This window comes from Bradyrhizobium sp. STM 3562 (genome assembly GCF_045571435.1).
Lineage (GTDB): Bacteria > Pseudomonadota > Alphaproteobacteria > Rhizobiales > Xanthobacteraceae > Bradyrhizobium.
Genome location: NZ_CP120694.1, coordinates 5,522,995 through 5,543,000 on the forward strand (window position 1 = coordinate 5,522,995; position 20,006 = coordinate 5,543,000).

Below are 20,006 nucleotides of genomic sequence, written 5' to 3' on the forward strand. Positions count from 1 at the left end.
GTGGTTATGGGCCCCGGCTCTGCGCTTCGCTTGGCCGGGGACGACGGGAGACTCTTCACGCCGCCTTCACCGCACGCGCGCCGAACCGGAACAACAACTGCTCGACTTCGGCGGCCGGCTTGGCGGCGCTGAAAAGGAAGCCCTGCACCTCGTTGCAGCCCTCCGCGCGCAGCCAGTCGAGCTGATCGACCGTCTCCACGCCTTCCGCCGTGGTGGTGATGTTGAGGCTGCGGCCCAGCCCTGAGATCGCGCGCACGATGGCGAGGCAGTCGGAACGTTTCGCCAGGTCCTTCACAAAGGAACGATCGATCTTGATCTTGTCGAACGGAAAGCTGCGCAAATAGCTCAAGGACGAATAGCCGGTACCGAAATCGTCCATCGAAATGCTGACACCGAGCTCGCGGAGCTGATGCAGAATGGCGAGATTGGCCTCGGTCTCGGCCAGGAACACCGACTCGGTGATCTCGAGCTCGAGCCGCTTCGGCGACAGGCCGGAATTTGCCAGCGCCGAAATCACCACCTGGACCAGGTTGCGGCTGCGGAATTGCACCGGCGACAGATTGACCGCGACCTTCACCTGGTCCGGCCATTTCACCGCCTCGTTGCAGGCTTCGCGCAGCACCCACTCGCCGATCGACGTGATCAATCCGATGTCTTCCGCGATCGGAACGAATTCCGCCGGCGAGATCATGCCTTTCTCCGGATGGCGCCAGCGCAAGAGCGACTCGAAGCCGGAGATGCGGCCGCTCGCGATGTCGACCAGCGGCTGGTAATGCAGCTCGAACTCGCCATTGGCAAAAGCGTGCCGCAGATCGAGCTCCATGTCCCGGCGCTTCTGCGCCTGGCGGTCCATCTCCGGCTCGAAGAAGCGATGCACGCCGCGGCCGTCTTCCTTCGCCCGATAAAGCGCCATGTCGGCGTTGCGCAACAGTTCCTCGCCGCTCGTGCCGTCTCCGGGCGAGAGCGCGATGCCGATGGAGGCGCCGATCACCACTTCGTTGCCGTCGATCTCGTAAGGCTGGCTGAGCACATTGATCAGGCGCCCGGCAAAATCGCTGGTCTCGTTCGGCGAAGCGATGGAGGTGAGGATCACCGCGAATTCGTCGCCGCCGAGCCGCGCGGCAAGATTGTTGCCGTGGACATGCGCCCGCAAGCGGTCGGCGACCTGCCTCAGCAGGCGATCCCCCATGGGATGGCCGTAGGAATCGTTGACGTTCTTGAACAGGTCGAGATCGACGCAAAGCACCGCGACGCGCTTGCCGTCCGCGTTGCTGCCCTCCAGCGCCTGCTGTAGGCGTTCCTGGTAAAGCTCGCGGTTGGCCAGATTGGTCAGGCCGTCATGGTGGGCCATATAGGCGATGCGGGCCTCGGCCTTGAGGCGCTCGGTAATGTCGACGACGGCGACGAGATAGGCGTTGCGCCCCTCGAATGAGAGGCGGCGCCCGAAGGTGAGCACGCAAATCTCGCTGCCGTCGGCCCGCAGATGCCGCCAATGCCGTCCGGACTGATAGTGCTCGCCGAGATGCCGCAATGCCTGGCTGTGGCTCACCCACTCCTCCTGCGGCCACATCTCCCGGATCTTCATGCTCAGGAATTTTTCGCGGCTGTAGCCATAATGCTGCACGGCCGCGTCATTGACCTTCAGAAATCCCGTCGTCTCCGGATCGAACACCCACATCGGCATCGGATTGCTGTCGAACAGCAGCCGGAACGAGGCTTCGCGCCGCTTCAAGGGCGTGACATCGGAAATCGTCAGCGACAGGATATCGCCGAAAGCGGTCACCCCCAGTCGCAGACTGCGCTCGTCGCTGTCGATCTCGAACTGATCGCGCACCCCGTTCGCGACCGCCTCACGCAGTCGCGCGACCACCAACTCCGAACAGAGCAGATGCCCGCCTTCGCTCAAGCGCCGCCACTGCAGGCCCTGTGCGGGCACCTTGAGCAGTTTCGCCGCCCCCTCATTGTGGTGCACGATCTGGAAGTCGGATGGAGCGCCGCTCGCGTCGCGAATGGTCGAAGCCGAGATCACGCCGTCTTCGGTGGTGGAAAAGATCGCGTCCAGGAGATTGTATTGCGCCCCGCGCTCGTTGACATAGGTGCCGACCAGCGTGCCGCCCCAGCGCGAGAAGGTCGGCAGCGCCAAGACGTCATAAGTCCGCACCATGCCGTCGCGCACGCAATGAGCGACGGCCTGATAGGGGCGGCTGGTCTTCACCGCATTGGACGCCGCTTCAGTGAGGACAGTCGCGCAATCCGGCGGCAGCACGTGCATCGGAATGTCCCAGCGCTCGTCGCCGAGCCATTTCTGGGCATAGCGGCCGGTGCGCGATACCGCGAACGCGTCATGATCGCCGTTCAGCAGCACCATGTGGTCGGCGAGCCGTCCGAGGCTGCCCAGCATCACGTCCTCGTAACGGGGAAGGGTTTCGCCGGGCTTGAGCGCCGCCTGCCACTTGCGCCGCAGCACCGGCACGTCCTCGAACATGTCTGTCGTTAGTTTTGCGGACTGCTTTTTGGCAACGCCCATGAGATTCCCCGCGCACCCGGCCTTCTGCCCCGCGCGGCATCCAATGCGGACCGGCTTAATGGGATGTAAAAAATGAACGACGCGAGCGCACGATAGGCAATTATGACAGTTTTAAGTCATCCGATGGTTAGTGCGCATTAGGGACTATGACAGCAGCAGGCCAACTGGTTGCACATGCTCCGCAATTTCGCTCAGCCTTAGCGCGAATCCCTACTCACTTCTACGCTAACGCGCGATCACCTCGACCTCGCCGTCGACGCCATTGACGACGTTGAAGGGCCGCTCATAGACCTTGCCTTCGTTCTTGGCGATGGCGCGGTATTCGCCCTCAGACAGCACCACTTTTGGGAAGGCGCCGATCGATTCCTTGATGACGTCGCCGCCCGGCGTGATCACCGACCAGGCGGTATTGGCGAGCGCCTCGCCGCCCTTGTCGGTGACGAGTTTCAGCGTGATGACCGCGGCGCGATGACTGACGGTGACGTCCGTCAGCTTGCCGGCCTGCACGCGGATGTCGGAGCGCACCACGGCGTTGGCGTCGCCGTAGTTGGAGACGATGTAATAAGTGCCCTCGGGAAGCAGCACGACGTCGCCGGCGGCCACGTTGGGCACCAACGGCGCGCGCTCGCCGACTTCGAACTGGCTGCCTTTGTAGATCGCAAAGGAAATCTGGTTCTGCGGAATCTTGCTGCTGCCAACACGGCCCTCCAGCCGCAGGCCGCCGGCCGGAAGCACGAACGCCTCGCGATCGGTTTCGGCTTTCAGCGAGACCGTCCTGATCGCACTCACCAGCCCCAGCGCGACATGCACGACATAGTTGCCCTGCGGCAGCACGATGCTCGGCGTGGCCGCGCGATCTTCGCGGATCATCTTGAATGCGCCGGTTTCGTCGGGCCGATCCGCAAACACCCGCCAGACCAGCCCGGCATTGATGACCGGCAGATCCTTGCCATAGCGCGCCGAGAGCGACAGCACGCCCTGCCCGGGCGCCACGCTTGGAGCCGCGGTCGGCGGAACCGACGTGCTGGAGGGCTGATTAAGTGCGGGCTGCGTCAGTGAGGGTTGCGTCAGCACCGGCGGCAGGCCCGGGCCCGTCGCAGGCCCGCTGGAAGGTGCAAGGCTGACGGCGGGACCTGGGTCCGGTACCGCTCCGGGCGGGACCGGTGGTGGGCGGTCGCTGAACCACTGGGCTTTTGCGGGCGCAAATGCCAGCGCAGTCAGGGCAATGGCCAGCAGGAAGCACGGCAGCAGTCGATTGCTGCGCCGGAAATCGATGAAACCGTCGCTCCCCCGTATCATGAAGCAGCCTTTTACCGGAAACACGGCAAATTCAAGCCGGAAGCTGAACCAAGGGCGGGATAACGGAACCCACGGGAACCAGAAATGTTGTCTCGCTTCAGTCACAAATGCCGCCTACCGACCTCGCAGACGGCATAAACCATGCTTCTGACAGATTCTGGCAAGAGGCAATTGTCGCGCTTAGCCTGTGAGAGGCCTCTCCTGGCTTGGCGGGATGGCCTCCAGGAGAGCTTTCGGTGTTGGACGGTCTGATCAGGCGCGGACGAGACGAAGGGAACGGCATCGAAAAGGTGGGGCTCGGCACTATTCGACGCCCGGTCATCGGGCTTGCGCTCGGCGGAGGCGCGGCGCGGGGGTTTGCCCATATCGGCGTTCTGCGAACCCTGCTCGCCCATGGCATCGTCCCGAATATCGTGGTCGGCACGTCGATCGGCGCGGTGGTCGGTGGCGCCTACGCGGCCGGTCACCTCGACACGCTGGAGGAATGGGCGCGCGGCCTGCAGGTGCGAAACATTCTCGGCTATCTCGATATCCGCCTCAACGGCTCAGGCCTGATCGGGGGCGAGAAGCTTGCGGCAAAGCTCGAAGCTTCGATGGGCAATATGCTGATCGAAGACCTGCCGGTGAAATTCGCCAGTGTCGCCACCGAAGTGCGCACCGGTCATGAGATCTGGCTGACCCATGGCCGAGTCGTCGACGGCATGCGCGCATCTTACGCCCTGCCGGGCATCTTCGCGCCGGTCCTGATCGGCGACCGCTGGCTGGTCGACGGTGCGCTGGTCAATCCGGTCCCGGTGTCGGCGGCGCGCGCGCTCGGCGCCGAGATCGTCATTGCCGCCAACCTCTCTAGCGACGTGTTCACGCACTCGACCACGATCTATTCGCATGGCGCACCGGCCGAGGTGCCTGAGACCGTGATCGATTCCACCGTGCCGCCCAAGCGCGGCATCGGCCGCTTCTTCTCGCCGGAGCGCACGGTCAAGCGCGAATTTTTCGGCAGCGCCGGCCGGCCCGGCATCTCCTCCATCATGGTCGACGCCTTCAACATCATGCAGGACCGCATCACCCGCGCGCGCCTTGCCGGCGATCCGCCGGATCTGCTGATCACGCCGCGCGTCGGCCAGATCGGCTGGTTCGATTTCCATCGCGCCGCGGACCTGATCGACTTCGGCGCGCGAGCCGCCGAGCGCGCGCTGGATTCGATCCAGGAAGCGATCCCGGCGCTGGCGCCTAAAGCGGAATAACGTAAGCCAAGTTACCGGCCGCACGCGCAGCCGTGCTCCTTCTCCCCGCCTGCGGGCCGCGACGAGCAAAGTTCGCGCTGGAAAGGCTGGGACGAGGGGCTGCCGCCGCGAATGCGTGGAGAGAGCGCGTCAAGCCGTCTTGATGTATGTCCGCAGCGCTTCCTGCTCGGTCTCGTACTCCTGGACGCGCCATTTGACGACGTCGCCGATCGAGATCAGACCCACGATCCGCTCGCCCTCAAGCACCGGCAAATGGCGGAACTTGCCGAGCGTCATCATTTCCATGATGGCCGCGACCGTATCGTTCGGCCGGCAACTCACGACCTTGCGCGTCATGACCGCGCTCACCGGCTCCTCCAGCACGGCGGCTCCCCGCTCGCCCAGCACGCGCACGATGTCGCGCTCGGACAGAATGCCATCGATACGGCCCTGGCTCATGACCAAGACGGCACCGATCTTGCGCTCTCCGAGGAGCTTGATCGCCTCGGAGAGCTTGGCCTCCAGCGGGACACTAACGATTTGGTGGCCTTTGGTGTCGAGGATTGCACGTACCGTCATTGTCGTCTCCCTGAAGCGATCGCGCCCCAAAAAGCCGGCGCGGTCTTTTTGTGAGTTTCAAACAACAGTCGGGCGCCAATTTCGTTGCAGGCGCTTACTTTGCGGGCGCACGTCTCACCGGCCGCCGCTTTCTGCGGGGCGCGCGCGGCCCTCAGGCCGCGTGAGTTGAACCATCGATGATGAAGGAAATCGCCTGATGCTGCAAGCTAGTACGCCGCACCTGCAGCATCGGGATTGGTGCGCGGCACAGGATCGAACAACGAGAACAACACCAGCCCGGCGAAGAAACCGCCGATATGCGCCTGCCAGGCGACGCTGGTGCCATCGGCGCCGATCGCCAGCGAGCCGATACCGAAGATGAGGTTGACCCCAAACCACACCAGGAGAAAGGCGAGCACGCGACCATTGCGCAAGGACCGCGACAGCGACAGCGCCGGTACCTTCGCGGCAGCCTCCGCATCGCCGCGGTTCAACGACAGAAAGCTGCCTCGCACGAAAGCAAAGCGGATGGCGGCGGCCATGGCGCCCGAGACTGAGGCGGAGGCGCCGATCATCGGCGCCACGGCGTGCTCATGGGTGATGAGATGCGCGAGCGCCCCCGCGGCGGCGGTCACCGCCATGAACAGGAAAAAACGCAACGCGCCGAAGCGGCGCGCGAGCGCGCTGCCGAACGGCAAAAGCCACAGCACGTTGAAGCCAATATGGGTGAGATTGGCATGCAGCAGAGAATAGGTGACGAAGGTCCAGACCTTGGCACCGGCCCCGCCGGGGAAGGTCAAGTCGATCAGCGTTGAATCGTAGCGCTTCGGAATGAAGCCGAAGACATCGACGGTCCAGTCTTCCCATTCGACCGGCAGCAGCACGCGCAAATGGATCAGAGCGAGCAGGAGAATGTAGGCGGTCAGCGCCGGCGGCAGCGTCAGGATCGGCTCGCGCGGGCGATGTTCCTGCAGTTCCGACGAGGCGTCCTGCGGGGGGTCGAGAGGGGCTTCCAAGGGGATTTTAGACCTCAAAATGAGCGCCACCAGGCGATGATGGCCAGATAGGCGGCTTTGTCCCCGCTGCGCAAGGGCACCGAGGAGGCCAAAAATCAAAAATCCCACTGACGCGCCCCCGCGGAGAAAATTACACGCGCACGCAAGCCGCAAAACAGATTTCGCTGCCATTGCTTTCAAACGGCCAATTCACGACATTGTGGGCGGAAAGTCGCGCGCGAAACGATGATGCAGGACCCCCAATTCGACCCCTTTGGCGAGCCGGTGGCAATAGCCGAGACGCGGGCGACGGCGCGCGGGTCGCGCTGGTTGACGCGAACCGGCGCCGGCCTGTTCTGGACGCTGGTGATCGTCATCGTGGCGGCGCGTGCGATCTACTTCGAACCGGGCGTGTTCAACGGCTTCGATCGCGCCGTCGCGTTCGCGCAAAGCCTGCTCGCGTCGCTGTGATCGGACTGGCCCGGACGTAAGCGAGCCGGTCGCTGCCCATGCTCATTTGCGTGGCTGATAAACGCTCTGAGATGCAATTTCTCCCTACCGCGGCAATCTGAAAATATATTACCTTCCAACCCCCACTCAGCGCACAGTTTGTTCTGAAGCGAGGGTTTGTGCCGCTCGACAAGACAATTGCGAACAAAGATTCCGAGCAAGGCCGCCCGGGCTCCGCGTTGCGACGCCTCGGCGCCGCGCTGCCCGGCGTCGCGCTTTGTCTGTTGATTACGGTGACGTCCTTGGCGATCCAGCGGCTGGAGGAGCGGCTCTTCGGCCACCCTTATGTTGAGGCGCTGGTGATCGCGATCCTGCTCGGCATGGCGGTGCGCTCGTTCTGGCGCCCACCTGAGCGCTGGCAGATCGGCATTGCCTTCAGCGCCAAGCAGCTCCTCGAAATCGCCGTTACGCTGCTCGGGGCTTCCATCAGCTTTGCCGCGATCGCCGCCTCGGGCTCGCTGCTGCTGGCCGCCATCATCGGCACCGTGATCGTCGCGCTCGGCGTGAGCTTCGGTGTTGCCCGTGCGCTGGGCTTGCCGACGAAGCTCTCGATCCTGATCGCCTGCGGCAATTCGATTTGCGGCAATTCGGCGATCGCCGCCGTGGCGCCCGTGATCGGTGCCGACGGGGACGACATCGCCTCCTCCATCTCCTTTACCGCCGTGCTCGGGGTGCTGATGGTCTTGGGACTGCCGCTCCTCATTCCGCTGCTCGAGCTCTCGGCGACCCAATACGGGATTCTCGCAGGGCTCACCGTCTACGCGGTGCCCCAGGTGCTTGCCGCCACCGTGCCCGCGGGCGTGGTCAGCACCCAGATTGGGACGCTGGTGAAGCTGGTGCGCGTGCTGATGCTGGGACCTGTCGTGGTCGGGCTTTCGCTGATCGCCTCGCGCAGGCGCGGCGTTGGAGCGGCCAAGGCCGGCGGAAAGCCGGCAGGCCCTTTCAAGCTGGTGCCGTGGTTCATCATCGGCTTTCTCGTGCTCGCCGCGTTGCGCTCGCTGCAGATCGTGCCGGACCTGGTCGTGGAGCCGGTGACGCGGACGGCGGCGCTGCTCACGGTCGTCTCGATGGCGGCGCTGGGGCTCGGCGTCGATGTCCGCGTTCTCTCCAATGTCGGCGGCAAGGTAACAGCGGCGGTGACACTGTCCCTGATGCTGCTGCTTGCGATGAGCATCCTGCTCATTCAGCTCTTCAAGTGAAGAATTCGCCGCAAGACAGTTTCCTGAAAACGCTTTCTTCGAAAACGAAGAGGGAGGATGCTGAGAACATCCTCCCTCGCGCGGTTGGCTATTTTCACGCGGGTCCGGGGCAACATCCCCACCCCTCCGCGCGCTGACCCAATCCGTTTGACGTCGCCCGTGTAACTGCGCTTCCGCACTGCCCGTGGCCGGCAACCTGGAGAAAGCGGCCGAAGGCGAAAGCGTCATCACCTTACCAGCAACCCAGCGTGCGCCAAGCACATCGTTAATTTAACCTTAACGACGTAAAGCCCTCGGGAAAACGGCGCGAAAGCCGCCGGCGGCATGGACGCTGCACGACCCGTCCTGCACTAATGGTTAAGGGAAAGTAAGTGCGCGAGAACGGGACAGAACTGTCCCGATCGCAGCGCCGGGGAGTATGCGTCATGAAGCATCCGTCCAGCCGCGAGTTCTTCGCTTATTGGGACGGCAAACGCGGAAGCGCGCGCGCCCCCGATCGCAGCGACATCGAGCCGAACGCCGTGCGCGGCCTGCTCGGCGACATCTTCGTCCTCTCCTGTGATCTCGACGCCGGCTATCCGTTTCGCGTCGCCGGCACCCGGGTGTGCGCGCTGTTCGGCCGCGACCTCAAGGACGAGAGCTTCGCCGCGCTGTTTACCCGCGAAAGCCGCCGCGAGATCGAGGACATCGCAACCGTCGTCGCCGAGGAAATGCTGCCGAGCATCGCGGGCCTCACCGCGACCGCCGCTGACGGCACGCGGACGCATCTCGAACTGTTGCTGTTACCCTTCAACGCGCGCGCGCACACCCCGATCAGCATGACCGGCCTGCTTGCTGCGTTCGAAAGCAACCCCGGCATGCTCGGCGCGCTCGAACTGGTCTCGCACCGCTATCTGCATCAACCGGAAAAGATCATTCCGCGCGCGATCCGCAAGCTCGCGATCGCCCGCGGCTTCATGGTGTACGAGGGACTGCGTTAGCCCTTCAACCGCCGCGTCAGCGCCGCGACGAAGCGATCGGCATCGACGTCGTCGTTATAGACATGCGGTGCGATGCGCATGCGACCAAGGCGGGCCGCGACGTGGATGCCCTCGCTTGCCAGCCTCTCGATCAGCCCCGCCGGCACGCCGCCCTTGAAGCCGAGGCTTAGAATATGCGGCGCCCGCAAGCTGCGGTCCGGCACGGATAGGCCCAAACCGCGGATGTCATGGGCGATGCGATCGGTCAACATCGACAGCCGCTGCACCACCCTGCCCTGCCCCCACTCGGCCATCATCTCCATGCCGATCGAGGCCATCTCCATCGAGATGAAATGGTCGCGCTCTCCCATGTCGAAGCGGCGCGCGTCCGGCACGTAGCGCAGATCGGCGAAATAGACCGCGTTCTCGGCGCGCACATCGCGGCGGCCGTAGGATGTCTGCTCGAGCGGAACGCCGCCCTGATGCCGCTTGGCGATGTAGATGAAGGCGCGGCCATAGGGGCCGAGCAGCCACTTGTATGTCGGAAAGATCACGAAATCCGGATCCAGGCGCTGCACGTCCATCGCCAGCACGCCGGCGCTCTGCGTCGCATCGACCAGGAGCATCGCGCCTTGCCGCTTGAGCGCAGCGCGTATCGCTTGGACATCGATCACTCCGCCGTCCGACCAGTGTACCGAGGAGATCGAGGCGAGTCCGACCGGCGGCCCGCCCGGCCGTTCGACGATCGCAAGGATGGCAGATGTCCAATCGCCGTCGTCGGGCCGGTTCACCGTCTCGACGCTGAAGCCTTGCGCTTCCGCACGCGCGCGCCATTCGAGCACTGGCGAGGAATGATCGTTCTCCAGAACGATCACGCGCGAGCCGCGCGCGATCGTCACGATCTTTGCGGCGGTCGCAACGCCATAGCTGACGGAGGGAATGAGCGCGATGTCGGCCGCATCGGCATTGATCAGGCGTGCCGCGGCCCTGCGCGCGCGCTCATACTGCTCGGCCGCGAAGCTTGCATCGAGTGTCCATGGTGTCGCCTTGCGCCCGACAGCGGCGCGGCCGGCTTCTTGGGTCCGCAACGGTAACGGGCTGTAAGACGCCGCATTCAAGTAGCAGATGTGGCGCGGCATTTCGAACAGCTCACGTTGCGATGCAAGCATACGAATCCCTTTAATCTCTTACAGATTGCATTTAGACTGAAACACACGCGCCTGGCGTTCGCCGCCGGCTGGCGCTCCCGGCCTTTCTCATTTGATCACCATAACTTTCTCGGGCGGCGTCCGCATCAATTGCACGCGGCGAGCGTTCGTCGCGGAAACGTCAAAATCCCCACTATGTTGGGTTCCGGGATGATCGGAGACACAGGGCCGGAAGCGAAAGTAACGAAGCGTTCAACATTTGGGCGCCGCAAGGTCGTGCCGCGCGCCACCATCGTCGACAGCAAGAAGCATAACCAGGCTTTCCTGCTGGAGACGCTCGGCGAACTCGGATTCATTGCCAGCCCCTGCCCCGCCGAGCCGGCCAGCATCATGGAGACGGCGCCGGATCTCGTGGTGCTGGGAATCTCCGGCGGTGACGGCGTCGAGATCAGTCAAATTCTACGTGTTCTCGCCGATGCCGAGTTTGCGGGCTCGGTGCTTGCCATCGGGCCGGCTCATTCGGTTCTGGTCCAGGCCGTCCGACAGCTCTGCAATGAGCTCGGCCTTGCCATGCTGCCGATGCTGCCCACGCCTTTCAGTGTCGAGGTGCTGCGCGGGCGCGTTGCCGGATTTCTTGCTCCGGGAGCCGCGCCCAGCCCCGTGGTCGACGTCGCCGAAGCACTCAAGCTTGGCTGGCTGGAATTGTGGTATCAGCACAAGATCGACGTCCACTCGTTGCAGCCGAGCGGCGCCGAAGCGCTTGTCCGCATCCGCCACCCCGCGTGGGGTGTCGTTTCGCCCGCGGACTTCATTCCGGACAGCAGGGATTTGAGCTTCCGCCGGTTTTCCGAGTTCGTGGTCAGCCGCGCCGTGGAAGACTGGCATATGTTCGTGCAGGAGCGCGGTCCGGTCGAAATCTCGATCAACCTTCCGCTGGCGTTTCTGAAGGACCGTCCCGGGGTGCTTGATCTTTGCCGGAAGCTGCCGAGCCATCCGGCATTCGGCGGTCTGCTGGTTGAGATCAACTGCGATGACATCATTCGCAACGGCGATCTGGTGGTGGATATCGCCCAGCAGCTCCGGTTTCGCAATCTCGCCATCTCGGTCGACGATGTCGGCGCCGAATGGCCGGAATTGAGGCGGCTTGCGATCTTCCCGTTCGTCGAACTGAAGGTTGACCGCCAATTCGTCACCGGCTGCGCCGAGGACCGGCTCAAGCAGGTGGTGTGCCGGGGCATCATCGATCTCGCCCGCAATTATGGCGCACGCGTCGTCGCCAAGGGCATCGAGACGCGCGCCGACTTCCGTGCCGCCCATGAGTTGGGCTTTGATCAAGCGCAGGGTTTTCTGTTCGGCAAGCCGGTCAGCTCCCAGAAATTCGCGCGTGCCCCTCGCGTGGCTCCCGGCTGAGGTCGCCGATCGCAAGGTTTGGGCGACGCCCACACCTCACGCAACCACCGCTAACCACCCATTAACCCTGTCGGACGTAGGGTCTTTCAACACCGGGCCGCCGGTGGTCGGGTGCAACGATGGCGTTGGCGAACAAGAAATCCATTCTTCCCGCAACGGAAGAGCGTCGGCGCTTTCAGCGCGTCAAGGTGCACCTGCTCGGCCGCTACATGCTGCCGGATCGCCGCGAATTTCCTTGCCAGATCATCAATATGTCGCCCGGCGGGCTCGCATTGCTCGCGCCCGGGATCGGCAATGTCGGCGACCGCGTCATCGCCTATCTCGACCATATCGGCCGGGTCGAGGGCAAGATCACCCGCATCATCGACAATGGTTTTGCGATGACGGTCGCGGCAACCGCCCGCAAGCGCGACAAGCTTGCGGCCCAGCTCACCTGGCTCGCCAATCGCGACATTCTCAATCTGCCGGAGGATCGCCGGCACGATCGCATCATCCCGCGCAACCCGATCGCGGTGCTCACGCTCGAGGACGGCAGCAAGATGACCTGCCGCATCATCGATATGTCGCTGTCGGGCGCCGCGATTGCCGCGGAGACCCGTCCGCCGCTGCGCTCGCTGGTCATGCTCGGCCGCGTCCAGGCCCGCGTGGTGCGCAACCTCGAGGATGGCTTTGCCATCGAGTTCGTCCATCAGCAGATGGCGGAAACTCTCGAAGAGAACGTTACCGCGCGGTAAAGGCGCGGTCCCCGCAAATCGTCAGGTTTTGCCGCGGCGCGCACGCGCCGCTCGCCTGCGCATGCTTGGTCGGGGCGGATTTCCCTCGCTCGCAGTCGGTTAATGCACCCCCGCAGAAACGAAGAAAAAGGCCGTAACGGCCGCACCTGAGAGCTTAATAGATAAAATTTTATACAATTGCGATCATTTCAAATTTTATTCGAATAATGCTCAAGTCTACATCGATTTGTCGGCAGTTTTTACTTTCATTCATCTCAATTGTACTTCGCCTGCTTAGCGGCACCGCAAAACCTTTGTGCGAAGCGTGGTCCCAACAAAAAAACGGGGGCCACAATGGACTTCAGGGGACAGGCAAAGGGACTGGCGATGATCGCCGTCCTGCTCTCCATCGGCGCGAAAGCTCATGCGGGCGACGAGCGCGTGCTCTACGCGAGCCTGGGTGACACGACGCGCGCACCGATTGGCTGGGTCGAGTTCTGCGCGGAGAATCCGGGCGAATGCCAGGGCGGCCAGAGCGAGCCGCGCGACATCGTGTTGTCGCAGGCGGCCTGGCGCGACCTGCTGAAGGTCAACCGCTGGGTCAACGAGACCGTCAAGCCGATGACCGACATGGAACATTGGGGCGTGATCGAGAAATGGTCGCTCCCGACCGACGGCTACGGCGATTGCGAGGATTATGTGCTGCTCAAGCGCAAGATGCTGGTCGACGCCGGCTGGCCGCGTCAGGCGCTGCTGATCACAGTCGTGCGCGACAAGAAAGGCGAAGGTCACGCTGTGCTGACGGTGAAGACCGACAAGGGCGAGTTCATTCTCGACAATCAAAACGAGAACGTCGTGGCCTGGACCGAGACCGGCTACCGCTTCGTCAAGCGTCAGTCGCAAAGCGATCCGAACGTTTGGGTCTCGCTCGGCGATGGCCGTCCGGCGGTCGCGACCGCCAGCGCCAGGGACGGGCGCTGAGATCCACACACAAGGCTTAGGAGTTACGCGATCCGGTCACATCCCCACCCCTCCCCGTCCCAGACCGGTTCGCGCGCGGCCAGGCTTCCCCCAAAGCCTGGCCGCACCCTTTTGTGGTGCTGGAAGCCAGAGGCTGAAAACCTGTGAAGCAAGAGCCCCTTGGCCCGGCCAGTTAAGACGAAATGCAAGTTTTCGCGGCTAGAAGCGCGATGAGATCAGGTTGAATCATCATCGCGCTCCGAGGTTTTTGCGTGGGCATGATATTTGCGGAAAACCGGATCATGCTCGAAATGACTAAAATGCGAAGAAACGAAAAGACGAAAGAAAAATACGCGCGCCCCGGCTGGCGTCCAGCGATCGCCAACCCGGCCCCCTCACACCCGACCCCACGCATTGCGGCCCAACAACCTGCAAATCCAACGGCTGCCCCTGCGAAGGAGGTTTCGCTGAACCCGCTTTAAGTATCGCTGCTGCTTTCAATGCGACGTTTCACCGTCTCGCAGGTCTTGCGGACATCCTCGGTGAAGATCGTGCAATCCTCGATGCGCTTGAAGATCTTCTTGGCTTCTTCCCGATAAGCCGCTGCCGTCTCGCGCATATAGGCGATGGCATTGTGCACCTCGGCCGTCATCGCCTCGCACTTCTGCGCCGCGCTGATCAGCTCGGCGCCCATCGCCTCGATTTCCTTCGCGGCGGCCTCATAGTCGCGCACCACGGCCTCCGCACTGAGCGCGCCGACGCGCGGAACGCCGTCTTGGTGCTCGACATAGTCCGGCATGGAGTCGGTTTGAACGGACGGCGCGCGAACCGATGGCAGGGACGTCTGCCCTGGAAGTGCCGCCGTGACGTCGGATTCAAGTTTAGCCAAGTCTAAGGGAGTGACTCTGTGAACCTGCTCGCTGCTACTCATAGGTTAATCCTTCCGATACCCAATGGAACAACCCAGCAGCAGGATAGTAACAAAATATCGGGAACTGTCACTTGACTGCAGGTTTCCGGCCGGTCTGATCGATTACTTCGATCCTGTTCCCACCTGTCCTCCCCCTTACCGGCGCGGCGCACTCGGTAACAAAATACCGTGAAGGGCCTCCATTCGTGGCTGCCGCAACGGCCCAGCCTCGGTTTTGTCGGATTCCTTGCCGAAAGCTTAATTTGCGCCGGGAAACACTCTCGAATCGCTTGGCTTGGGTGAGACCCACCGCTGGCGCGACAGTCGGCAACGTTCAGTTCAATGGGGGCTTGCATCTCATGATTGAACTCGCACGCGAAGACACAAGCCCAAACGCCACACGGATTGGCACGCAGCCGATCGCCCTCGCGGCCGTCACGCTTATGGTCATTCTCGCCAGCGCGGCGGCGATGGCGCTTTGGCGCGCTCACACCGGGACCTCCCCCGAAACCGACCGCGCCATGGCCGCCCGGCAGTTGCAGCAGGCCCACGCCGCGCAGGTTTCTCAGCAGTTGGTCGAGAAAACTAGGGGGCTCGAGGTCACGCAGCAGGAATCGATCGACCAGTTGCAGGTTGTCCAGGATCAGCTCCAGCAGGTCCGCAAGCAACTCGCCGCCCAGCAGGCCGATGCCAAGCGCCTCTCCGGCCAGGTCGCCGGCCTGAGCGAGGCGGTGGACAGCCTCCGGCAGTCCTTTGCGAGCGCACAATCCGCTTCCGAGCCGTCCAGCCCGCCGACGCCGCGACGCAGGGCCTCGCGCCGGGTTCATTCCGTGAGGACGGCAGCCGCCAAGCCCCGGAGCTGAGGCGCCGCGCCCCGCTCGGCTTGCAATTTTTTGCACCCATTGTGAACCAGGTCACACTTCTCCGGGGTAATCCGGGGCATGATCCCGTTACCGGAAGGCGTGAGCCGATTTCAATTTCCGGGGCTGGCAAGGTCGTCGGCGGCATACTGCGCCGGCGGCCTTGTTTATTTTTGTCGGTGCCTCGCGCCTTTATTCCCGTCCGTTCGAGTTTTTTGTTCGCCGGCCTCGCAGGCTGGTGATTTGCGTTTCGCACTCAATTGCTCGTGAATGCGGCGCCGGAGCGCGAGGGGATCGATCGCGCTTCTCAGCTTTGATCGCGCATGGTCCTTCCGGAAAACCGGCACCCGCCTTTTCCGGATCATGCAGCTTGAGGGACAAATCGATGAGCGCCGAAACCACCATGACGTCCGACGTGATCGGACTGACCAAGCCCGCACCTTTCTCGCGCCGCGGCTTCATGACCGCCTCCGCCGCGGTGGCCGCCGGCTATACGCTCGCCACCGGGCCCGTGCGCGCCGACGTCATCAAGACCGACACCAATGGCCTGCAGGCGGGCGAGACCAAGATCAAGGTCAGCGACGGCGAAATGCCCGGCTATTTCGCGCGCCCCGCGGGCGTGAGCAACCCGCCGGTGATCCTGGTTGCGATGGAGATTTTCGGCCTCCACGAATACATCAAGGATGTCACGCGGCGCCTGGCCAAGCTCGGCGCGTTCGCCGTGGCGCCCGATTACTATTTTCGCAAGGGAGTCGATCTCACCAAGATTACCGATATCAAGGAGCTGCTGCCGATCGTGAACGCGAAGCCCGACGCGGAGCTGTTGTCCGACCTTGATGCGACGGTGGCTTGGGCGAAGTCGCAGGGGGGCGATACCACGCGGCTCGGCATTATCGGCTTCTGCAGGGGTGGGCGAACCGTTTGGGAATATGCCGCGCACAATGGCGGGCTGAAGGCCGGGGTCGCCTTTTACGGTCCGCCGGTCGATCCGCCCAATCCGGTCTGGCCGAAGAGCCCGACCCAACTCGCGCCCGACATGAAGGCGCCGGTGCTCGGGCTCTATGGCGAAGCCGACACCGGGATTCCCGTCTCCCAGGTGGAGGCGCTGAAGGCGGCTCTGGCGGCAAACCACAAGACCGCCGAGTTCAAGATCTATCCGGGCGCGCCGCACGGCTTCCACGCCGACTATCGGACGAGCTACCGCAAGGAAGCGGCGGAGGATGCCTGGGATCAGATGCAGGCCTGGTTCAAGAAATACAACGTGCTGAGCTAAGCCGCGGCCGGCTGGCGAGCGGCGACACATGCCGCTCGCGCGAAGTCGTAGATGCGCAGAGGGTAACGATACTCATCCCGCTTGAGCAATCGTGCTTGGGCAATCGTCTGGTGGGTTTCGCCTGCACTCAACCCATCCACCCGATTTACGCGCTCGCTCTACACGTTCGATGTTCGGAAGAACAATTACTCGCACACCTGGACGGTGCGGTAGCGCCAACCGTGGCGCGTATGGACACGGTGCCGGACGATGTAGCAGCCGGGGGAGTAATCGCCGTAGCCGACATAGGGGTCATCATAATAGGGATAGCCATAGTAATAGGGCCCGTAGACACCGAGCCCCAACGCTAGTCCGGGCCCGAAGCCAAAACCATGATGGTGAAAGCCGCCGCCATGGAAGCCACCACCATGGAAACCACCGAAGCCGCCATGAAAACCGCCACCATGAAAGCCGCCGCCAAAGCCACCATGCCCGCCGCGCGCCGAAGCGGCGTCAGGCGCAACGACGGCCATCGAAGCCGTCGCCAACAAGGCGATCATGGTTTTACGCAACATACTCATCATTCATTCTCCTGCCTCGTCGACAACCGCTTATGCGGCACGACGTGACGGCAAGATATCTATGATGAGTGTTATAAGCCCAGCTTGACCCTGCTCAATTCTCGGCGAGCAAAAGGAAAGCCGTCAGCAGCCGCGGCAAATGCCTTTCACCTTGCGATCGACGGATTGATTTTGCGAATCGATCGCCGAGTCATATTGCGTGTCGGGAGCGGTCCCGCTGCTGCGGGGAGCAGCCGATCCTGTGGTCGCGCTCGCCCCCGCATTCGGGGCGCCACCCGATGACTGCGCGGTGCCTGCGGCGTTGGTGCCCCGCGGCGAATTGCCGGCCCCGCTCGCATCATTGCCGGAATTATTCAAACCGGCCGCATTTGCAGGACCGGACGGCACGCCGTTGATGCCTTGCGTACCTGCTCCCGCAGTGCCGGCGCTCGGGCTTCCTGCCGACGGACCACTGGCTGCGCCGCCTGCTCCTGTCGCGCCGCCTGCGCCGGCGCCACCCGCACCACCACCTCCGCCTCCGCCACCCTGCGCCAAAGCGGAATTGCAGCCGGCGAGGATTGCGACCGCGAGCATCGATGCGAAACGGATTGATCGGGGGATTGATCGGGACATGGGTCTCTCCCTCTCTGCCCCAACAGCGCACCGCGCCCGCAGTTCCTACAAGGCGTCGGCAACACGAGAATGCGAGGTCAGCGCACCGCCGCTCGAGACAGGAAAGGCAGCTTGACCCGGTCGATCATTCCTGTTCGCCTTGCCTGGGTCAGCGTCGGCACCCATAGAGATGGCTACCATGCGCAAATTGATCGAGTTCGACGAGGATACCTACGACAAGCTCAAGCAATTGGCGCGGGACCGCATGGGAACGCTGCAGGAGCTGGCGGACGAGGCATTCGCCGACCTGCTTAAGAAGCACGGCGTTCCGGTCGATCTGAAAGATGCCTTGCGCAAGAGCGCTCGCCTGCAGGAGCCGCCGGCAAAGTCCGGCGTGCGCGCGAAGAGCGCAGCCAAGAAGCGAGCGCGCGGAGCCGGCGGCTAGCCGATCCGCTTCAAGCCCTTCTTGAACCGCGGACCGTTGGCGACATAGAAGCGTGCCGCACTTCCCATGCGCTCGACCTGCGCCGGATCCAGCGTCCTGATCACGCGCGCGGGGGCGCCGATGATCAGCGAATATTCGGGAAACTCCTTGCCCTCGGTGATGACCGCGCCGGCGCCGACGATGCTGCCGCGGCGAATCTTCGCGCCGTTCATCACGGTTGAGCCCATCCCGATCAGCGCGCCGTCTTCCAGCGTGCAGCCGTGCAAAATGACATTGTGGCCGACAGTGCAGTTCTTTCCGATGGTGAGCGGAAAGCCGAGATCGGTATGGCCGGTCGAATTGTCCTGCACATTCGAGCCCTCGCCGATCTCGATCCATTCATTGTCGCCGCGCAGCACCGCGCCGAACCAGACGCTCGCTCCCTTGTGCAGACGCACCTTGCCGATCACCGTCGCGGTTTCCGCAATGAAATAATCGCCATCGGCAGGAAGGTCGGGCGCCTGCCCGTCCAGCTCGTAAATCGCCATGAAGTTCTCCTTCTGTTGCGGAGAACTTGGCAAAAGCAAAGCGCGCTTTCAAGCGCGCCCCACGCGTGCTGGCCGACTTAAGCGAGCACGCCGGCGGCGCGCAGCGTCATCAGGAAAAAGGTTCCGGACATCATGCTCCAGAACCCGGCAATCACGGTCGCCATCATCACGAATTCAAAGCGGCGCCGCTCGACCTGAATACCCAGCAGGGTGTTGCGCATGATGATGAAAGGCGCCGCAAAGACCAGGAACGGCACGGCGGCGAAGCGCCTCGGCGTGACCCCCTCCTGCAGCAGGCCAAAGCCGGCAGGCCGCTCCGTCATGAGCTGATATCCGCTGGTCAAGGCGCCCGCCAATGCAAAGCCGATGCAAACGGCGAACAGGGAATTCAACGCTTCCGGCGACATCGAACACTCATCCGCAACACAAACCAACCCGCCACCCAGCCTTCGCAGAATTGGCGCGGCGACGCTACATCATCCTTAAGAAAAGGTTAACAGCGAAAACGGCGGCTGCATGGCCCCTCTCCGCGCAAGCCTCTCGGAAATCGCAATCGCGTGGCATAGTCGCCGCGCTGATTCGTTTCCCTCACGATGTCTCGTTCATGGCTGTGTTTCCGGTAGTGCTCTCCAGCGCACGCGATTGGCGCAAGAGCGGCCATCTGCTTCCCATCATCTCGGGTCTTGCGATCGCGGCCGCCGCGGTTGGGCTGGTGGTCTATCTGTTGTGGCCGACCTGGCGAACGCAAAGCGCCGGCGATCCCACACGGCTGCCAGTCAGCGTTGGCGGCACGCTGTTCAACGTTCCCACCGCCGCTATCAGGATAAAGATCCAGCGACGCACCGGGCCACAGGAGCGCGTCGACCTCAGCTTCGCCTTCCCGTCCCTCGAGCCGCCCGCGCCCAAACACGTCACCGCTGAGATGGTGGAGGACGCGATGCCGCCGATCGACCGGATCTTCGTGTCCATCGCGGCCCATCATGATGCGCTTTCGCCCGACGCAAGAGTGAGCACGATCTATCCGCGCTACCTCGCGGAGACGACCACGGCACTCGACAATGGTTTGACGATGCGCGCGTTCCGCGACGGCACACCCTACAGCGGCGAGGATCTGTTCTCCGCCGATCCGCCAAATCTCACTGCGCAAACCCTCGCTGCACGAAGTCTCAGCGCGCGCTGCACCCGTGACGGCTCGACGCCTGGCATGTGCCTGAGCGAGCGCCGCGTCGGCGGCGCCGACCTCATCTTTCGCTTCCCGCGAAGCTGGCTCGCGCAGTGGCGCGATGTGGCGGAAGCGATGGACCGCCTGACCGTGCAACTGCACGGCGCGGGATAGCGC

The 20,006-nt window shown here is 63.3% G+C and carries 21 protein-coding genes; 11 read left to right on the forward strand and 10 right to left on the reverse strand.

Annotated features, from left to right (window positions below):
- Positions 1-55: 55 nt before the first annotated feature.
- Both P6U23_RS25780 and P6U23_RS25785 read right to left on the reverse strand, forming a co-directional pair.
- Positions 56-2,527 (reverse strand): putative bifunctional diguanylate cyclase/phosphodiesterase, encoded by a 2,472-nt coding sequence (locus P6U23_RS25780; protein WP_407175323.1) that lies wholly within the window; start codon positions 2,525-2,527, stop codon positions 56-58.
- Positions 2,528-2,752: 225 nt separating this feature from the next.
- Entirely contained in the window at positions 2,753-3,826 is a 1,074-nt protein-coding gene (locus P6U23_RS25785) for a hypothetical protein (RefSeq protein ID WP_407175324.1), read from the reverse strand.
- Positions 3,827-4,062: 236 nt separating this feature from the next.
- Between P6U23_RS25785 and P6U23_RS25790 the strand changes: the two genes are divergently transcribed.
- The gene (locus tag P6U23_RS25790; protein ID WP_407175325.1) at positions 4,063-5,070 is read left to right on the forward strand and encodes a patatin-like phospholipase family protein; all 1,008 of its coding nucleotides are present in this window, start codon (positions 4,063-4,065) and stop codon (positions 5,068-5,070) included.
- A gap of 129 nt (positions 5,071-5,199) precedes the next feature.
- Here the strand turns inward: P6U23_RS25790 and P6U23_RS25795 are convergent, their stop codons facing one another.
- Positions 5,200-5,628, reverse strand: coding sequence for a CBS domain-containing protein (locus tag P6U23_RS25795; protein ID WP_407175326.1), 429 nt, complete (start codon positions 5,626-5,628; stop codon positions 5,200-5,202).
- Positions 5,629-5,834: 206 nt separating this feature from the next.
- A complete protein-coding gene (locus tag P6U23_RS25800) occupies positions 5,835-6,623 on the reverse strand; it encodes a rhomboid family intramembrane serine protease (protein WP_407175327.1) in 789 nt (262 codons plus the stop codon).
- 225 nt (positions 6,624-6,848) lie between these two features.
- On the opposite strand from P6U23_RS25800, the gene P6U23_RS25805 reads away from it, so the two are divergent.
- From P6U23_RS25805 to P6U23_RS25815, 3 genes are all read left to right on the forward strand, one after another.
- On the forward strand, positions 6,849-7,073 hold the full coding sequence (locus P6U23_RS25805) for a hypothetical protein (protein ID WP_407175328.1): 225 nt from the start codon (positions 6,849-6,851) through the stop codon (positions 7,071-7,073).
- 176 nt (positions 7,074-7,249) lie between these two features.
- Positions 7,250-8,311 (forward strand): YeiH family protein, encoded by a 1,062-nt coding sequence (locus P6U23_RS25810; protein WP_407181577.1) that lies wholly within the window; start codon positions 7,250-7,252, stop codon positions 8,309-8,311.
- Between the two features lie 425 nt (positions 8,312-8,736).
- Positions 8,737-9,291 (forward strand): PAS domain-containing protein, encoded by a 555-nt coding sequence (locus P6U23_RS25815; RefSeq protein ID WP_407175329.1) that lies wholly within the window; start codon positions 8,737-8,739, stop codon positions 9,289-9,291.
- Here the strand turns inward: P6U23_RS25815 and P6U23_RS25820 are convergent.
- A complete protein-coding gene (locus tag P6U23_RS25820; protein ID WP_407175330.1) occupies positions 9,288-10,439 on the reverse strand; it encodes an aminotransferase class V-fold PLP-dependent enzyme in 1,152 nt (383 codons plus the stop codon). The genes P6U23_RS25815 and P6U23_RS25820 overlap by 4 nt on opposite strands.
- Before the next feature lie 189 nt (positions 10,440-10,628).
- On the opposite strand from P6U23_RS25820, the gene P6U23_RS25825 reads away from it, so the two are divergent.
- From P6U23_RS25825 to P6U23_RS25835, 3 genes are all read left to right on the forward strand, one after another.
- The gene (locus tag P6U23_RS25825; RefSeq protein WP_407175331.1) at positions 10,629-11,828 is read left to right on the forward strand and encodes an EAL domain-containing protein; all 1,200 of its coding nucleotides are present in this window, start codon (positions 10,629-10,631) and stop codon (positions 11,826-11,828) included.
- A 119-nt stretch (positions 11,829-11,947) separates the two neighbouring features.
- On the forward strand, positions 11,948-12,562 hold the full coding sequence (locus P6U23_RS25830; protein WP_407175332.1) for a PilZ domain-containing protein: 615 nt from the start codon (positions 11,948-11,950) through the stop codon (positions 12,560-12,562).
- A gap of 333 nt (positions 12,563-12,895) precedes the next feature.
- Positions 12,896-13,522, forward strand: a complete 627-nt coding sequence (locus tag P6U23_RS25835; protein ID WP_407175333.1) for a transglutaminase-like cysteine peptidase — start codon at positions 12,896-12,898, stop codon at positions 13,520-13,522.
- 457 nt (positions 13,523-13,979) lie between these two features.
- On the opposite strand, the gene P6U23_RS25840 is transcribed toward P6U23_RS25835, so the two are convergent.
- Complete coding sequence (locus P6U23_RS25840; RefSeq protein ID WP_407175334.1) at positions 13,980-14,390, reverse strand: hypothetical protein; 411 nt, start codon at positions 14,388-14,390, stop codon at positions 13,980-13,982.
- A gap of 380 nt (positions 14,391-14,770) precedes the next feature.
- On the opposite strand from P6U23_RS25840, the gene P6U23_RS25845 reads away from it, so the two are divergent.
- Both P6U23_RS25845 and P6U23_RS25850 read left to right on the forward strand, forming a co-directional pair.
- On the forward strand, positions 14,771-15,274 hold the full coding sequence (locus tag P6U23_RS25845; protein WP_407175335.1) for a hypothetical protein: 504 nt from the start codon (positions 14,771-14,773) through the stop codon (positions 15,272-15,274).
- Positions 15,275-15,656: 382 nt separating this feature from the next.
- Complete coding sequence (locus P6U23_RS25850; RefSeq protein WP_407175336.1) at positions 15,657-16,544, forward strand: dienelactone hydrolase family protein; 888 nt, start codon at positions 15,657-15,659, stop codon at positions 16,542-16,544.
- 185 nt (positions 16,545-16,729) lie between these two features.
- Here the strand turns inward: P6U23_RS25850 and P6U23_RS25855 are convergent, their stop codons facing one another.
- Together P6U23_RS25855 and P6U23_RS25860 are read right to left on the reverse strand one after the other, a co-directional pair.
- On the reverse strand, positions 16,730-17,107 hold the full coding sequence (locus P6U23_RS25855) for a hypothetical protein (protein WP_407175337.1): 378 nt from the start codon (positions 17,105-17,107) through the stop codon (positions 16,730-16,732).
- A 120-nt stretch (positions 17,108-17,227) separates the two neighbouring features.
- The gene (locus P6U23_RS25860) at positions 17,228-17,716 is read right to left on the reverse strand and encodes a hypothetical protein (RefSeq protein WP_407175338.1); all 489 of its coding nucleotides are present in this window, start codon (positions 17,714-17,716) and stop codon (positions 17,228-17,230) included.
- Between the two features lie 178 nt (positions 17,717-17,894).
- Between P6U23_RS25860 and P6U23_RS25865 the strand changes: the two genes are divergently transcribed.
- A complete protein-coding gene (locus P6U23_RS25865; RefSeq protein WP_407175339.1) occupies positions 17,895-18,140 on the forward strand; it encodes a hypothetical protein in 246 nt (81 codons plus the stop codon).
- Here the strand turns inward: P6U23_RS25865 and P6U23_RS25870 are convergent.
- On the reverse strand, positions 18,137-18,667 hold the full coding sequence (locus P6U23_RS25870; RefSeq protein WP_407175340.1) for a gamma carbonic anhydrase family protein: 531 nt from the start codon (positions 18,665-18,667) through the stop codon (positions 18,137-18,139). The two genes, P6U23_RS25865 and P6U23_RS25870, sit on opposite strands and share 4 nt — an antisense overlap.
- 77 nt (positions 18,668-18,744) lie before the next feature.
- Entirely contained in the window at positions 18,745-19,074 is a 330-nt protein-coding gene (locus tag P6U23_RS25875) for a DUF6949 family protein (protein ID WP_024510663.1), read from the reverse strand.
- A 197-nt stretch (positions 19,075-19,271) separates the two neighbouring features.
- On the opposite strand from P6U23_RS25875, the gene P6U23_RS25880 reads away from it, so the two are divergent.
- The gene (locus tag P6U23_RS25880) at positions 19,272-20,003 is read left to right on the forward strand and encodes a hypothetical protein (protein ID WP_407175341.1); all 732 of its coding nucleotides are present in this window, start codon (positions 19,272-19,274) and stop codon (positions 20,001-20,003) included.
- Positions 20,004-20,006: the final 3 nt, after the last annotated feature.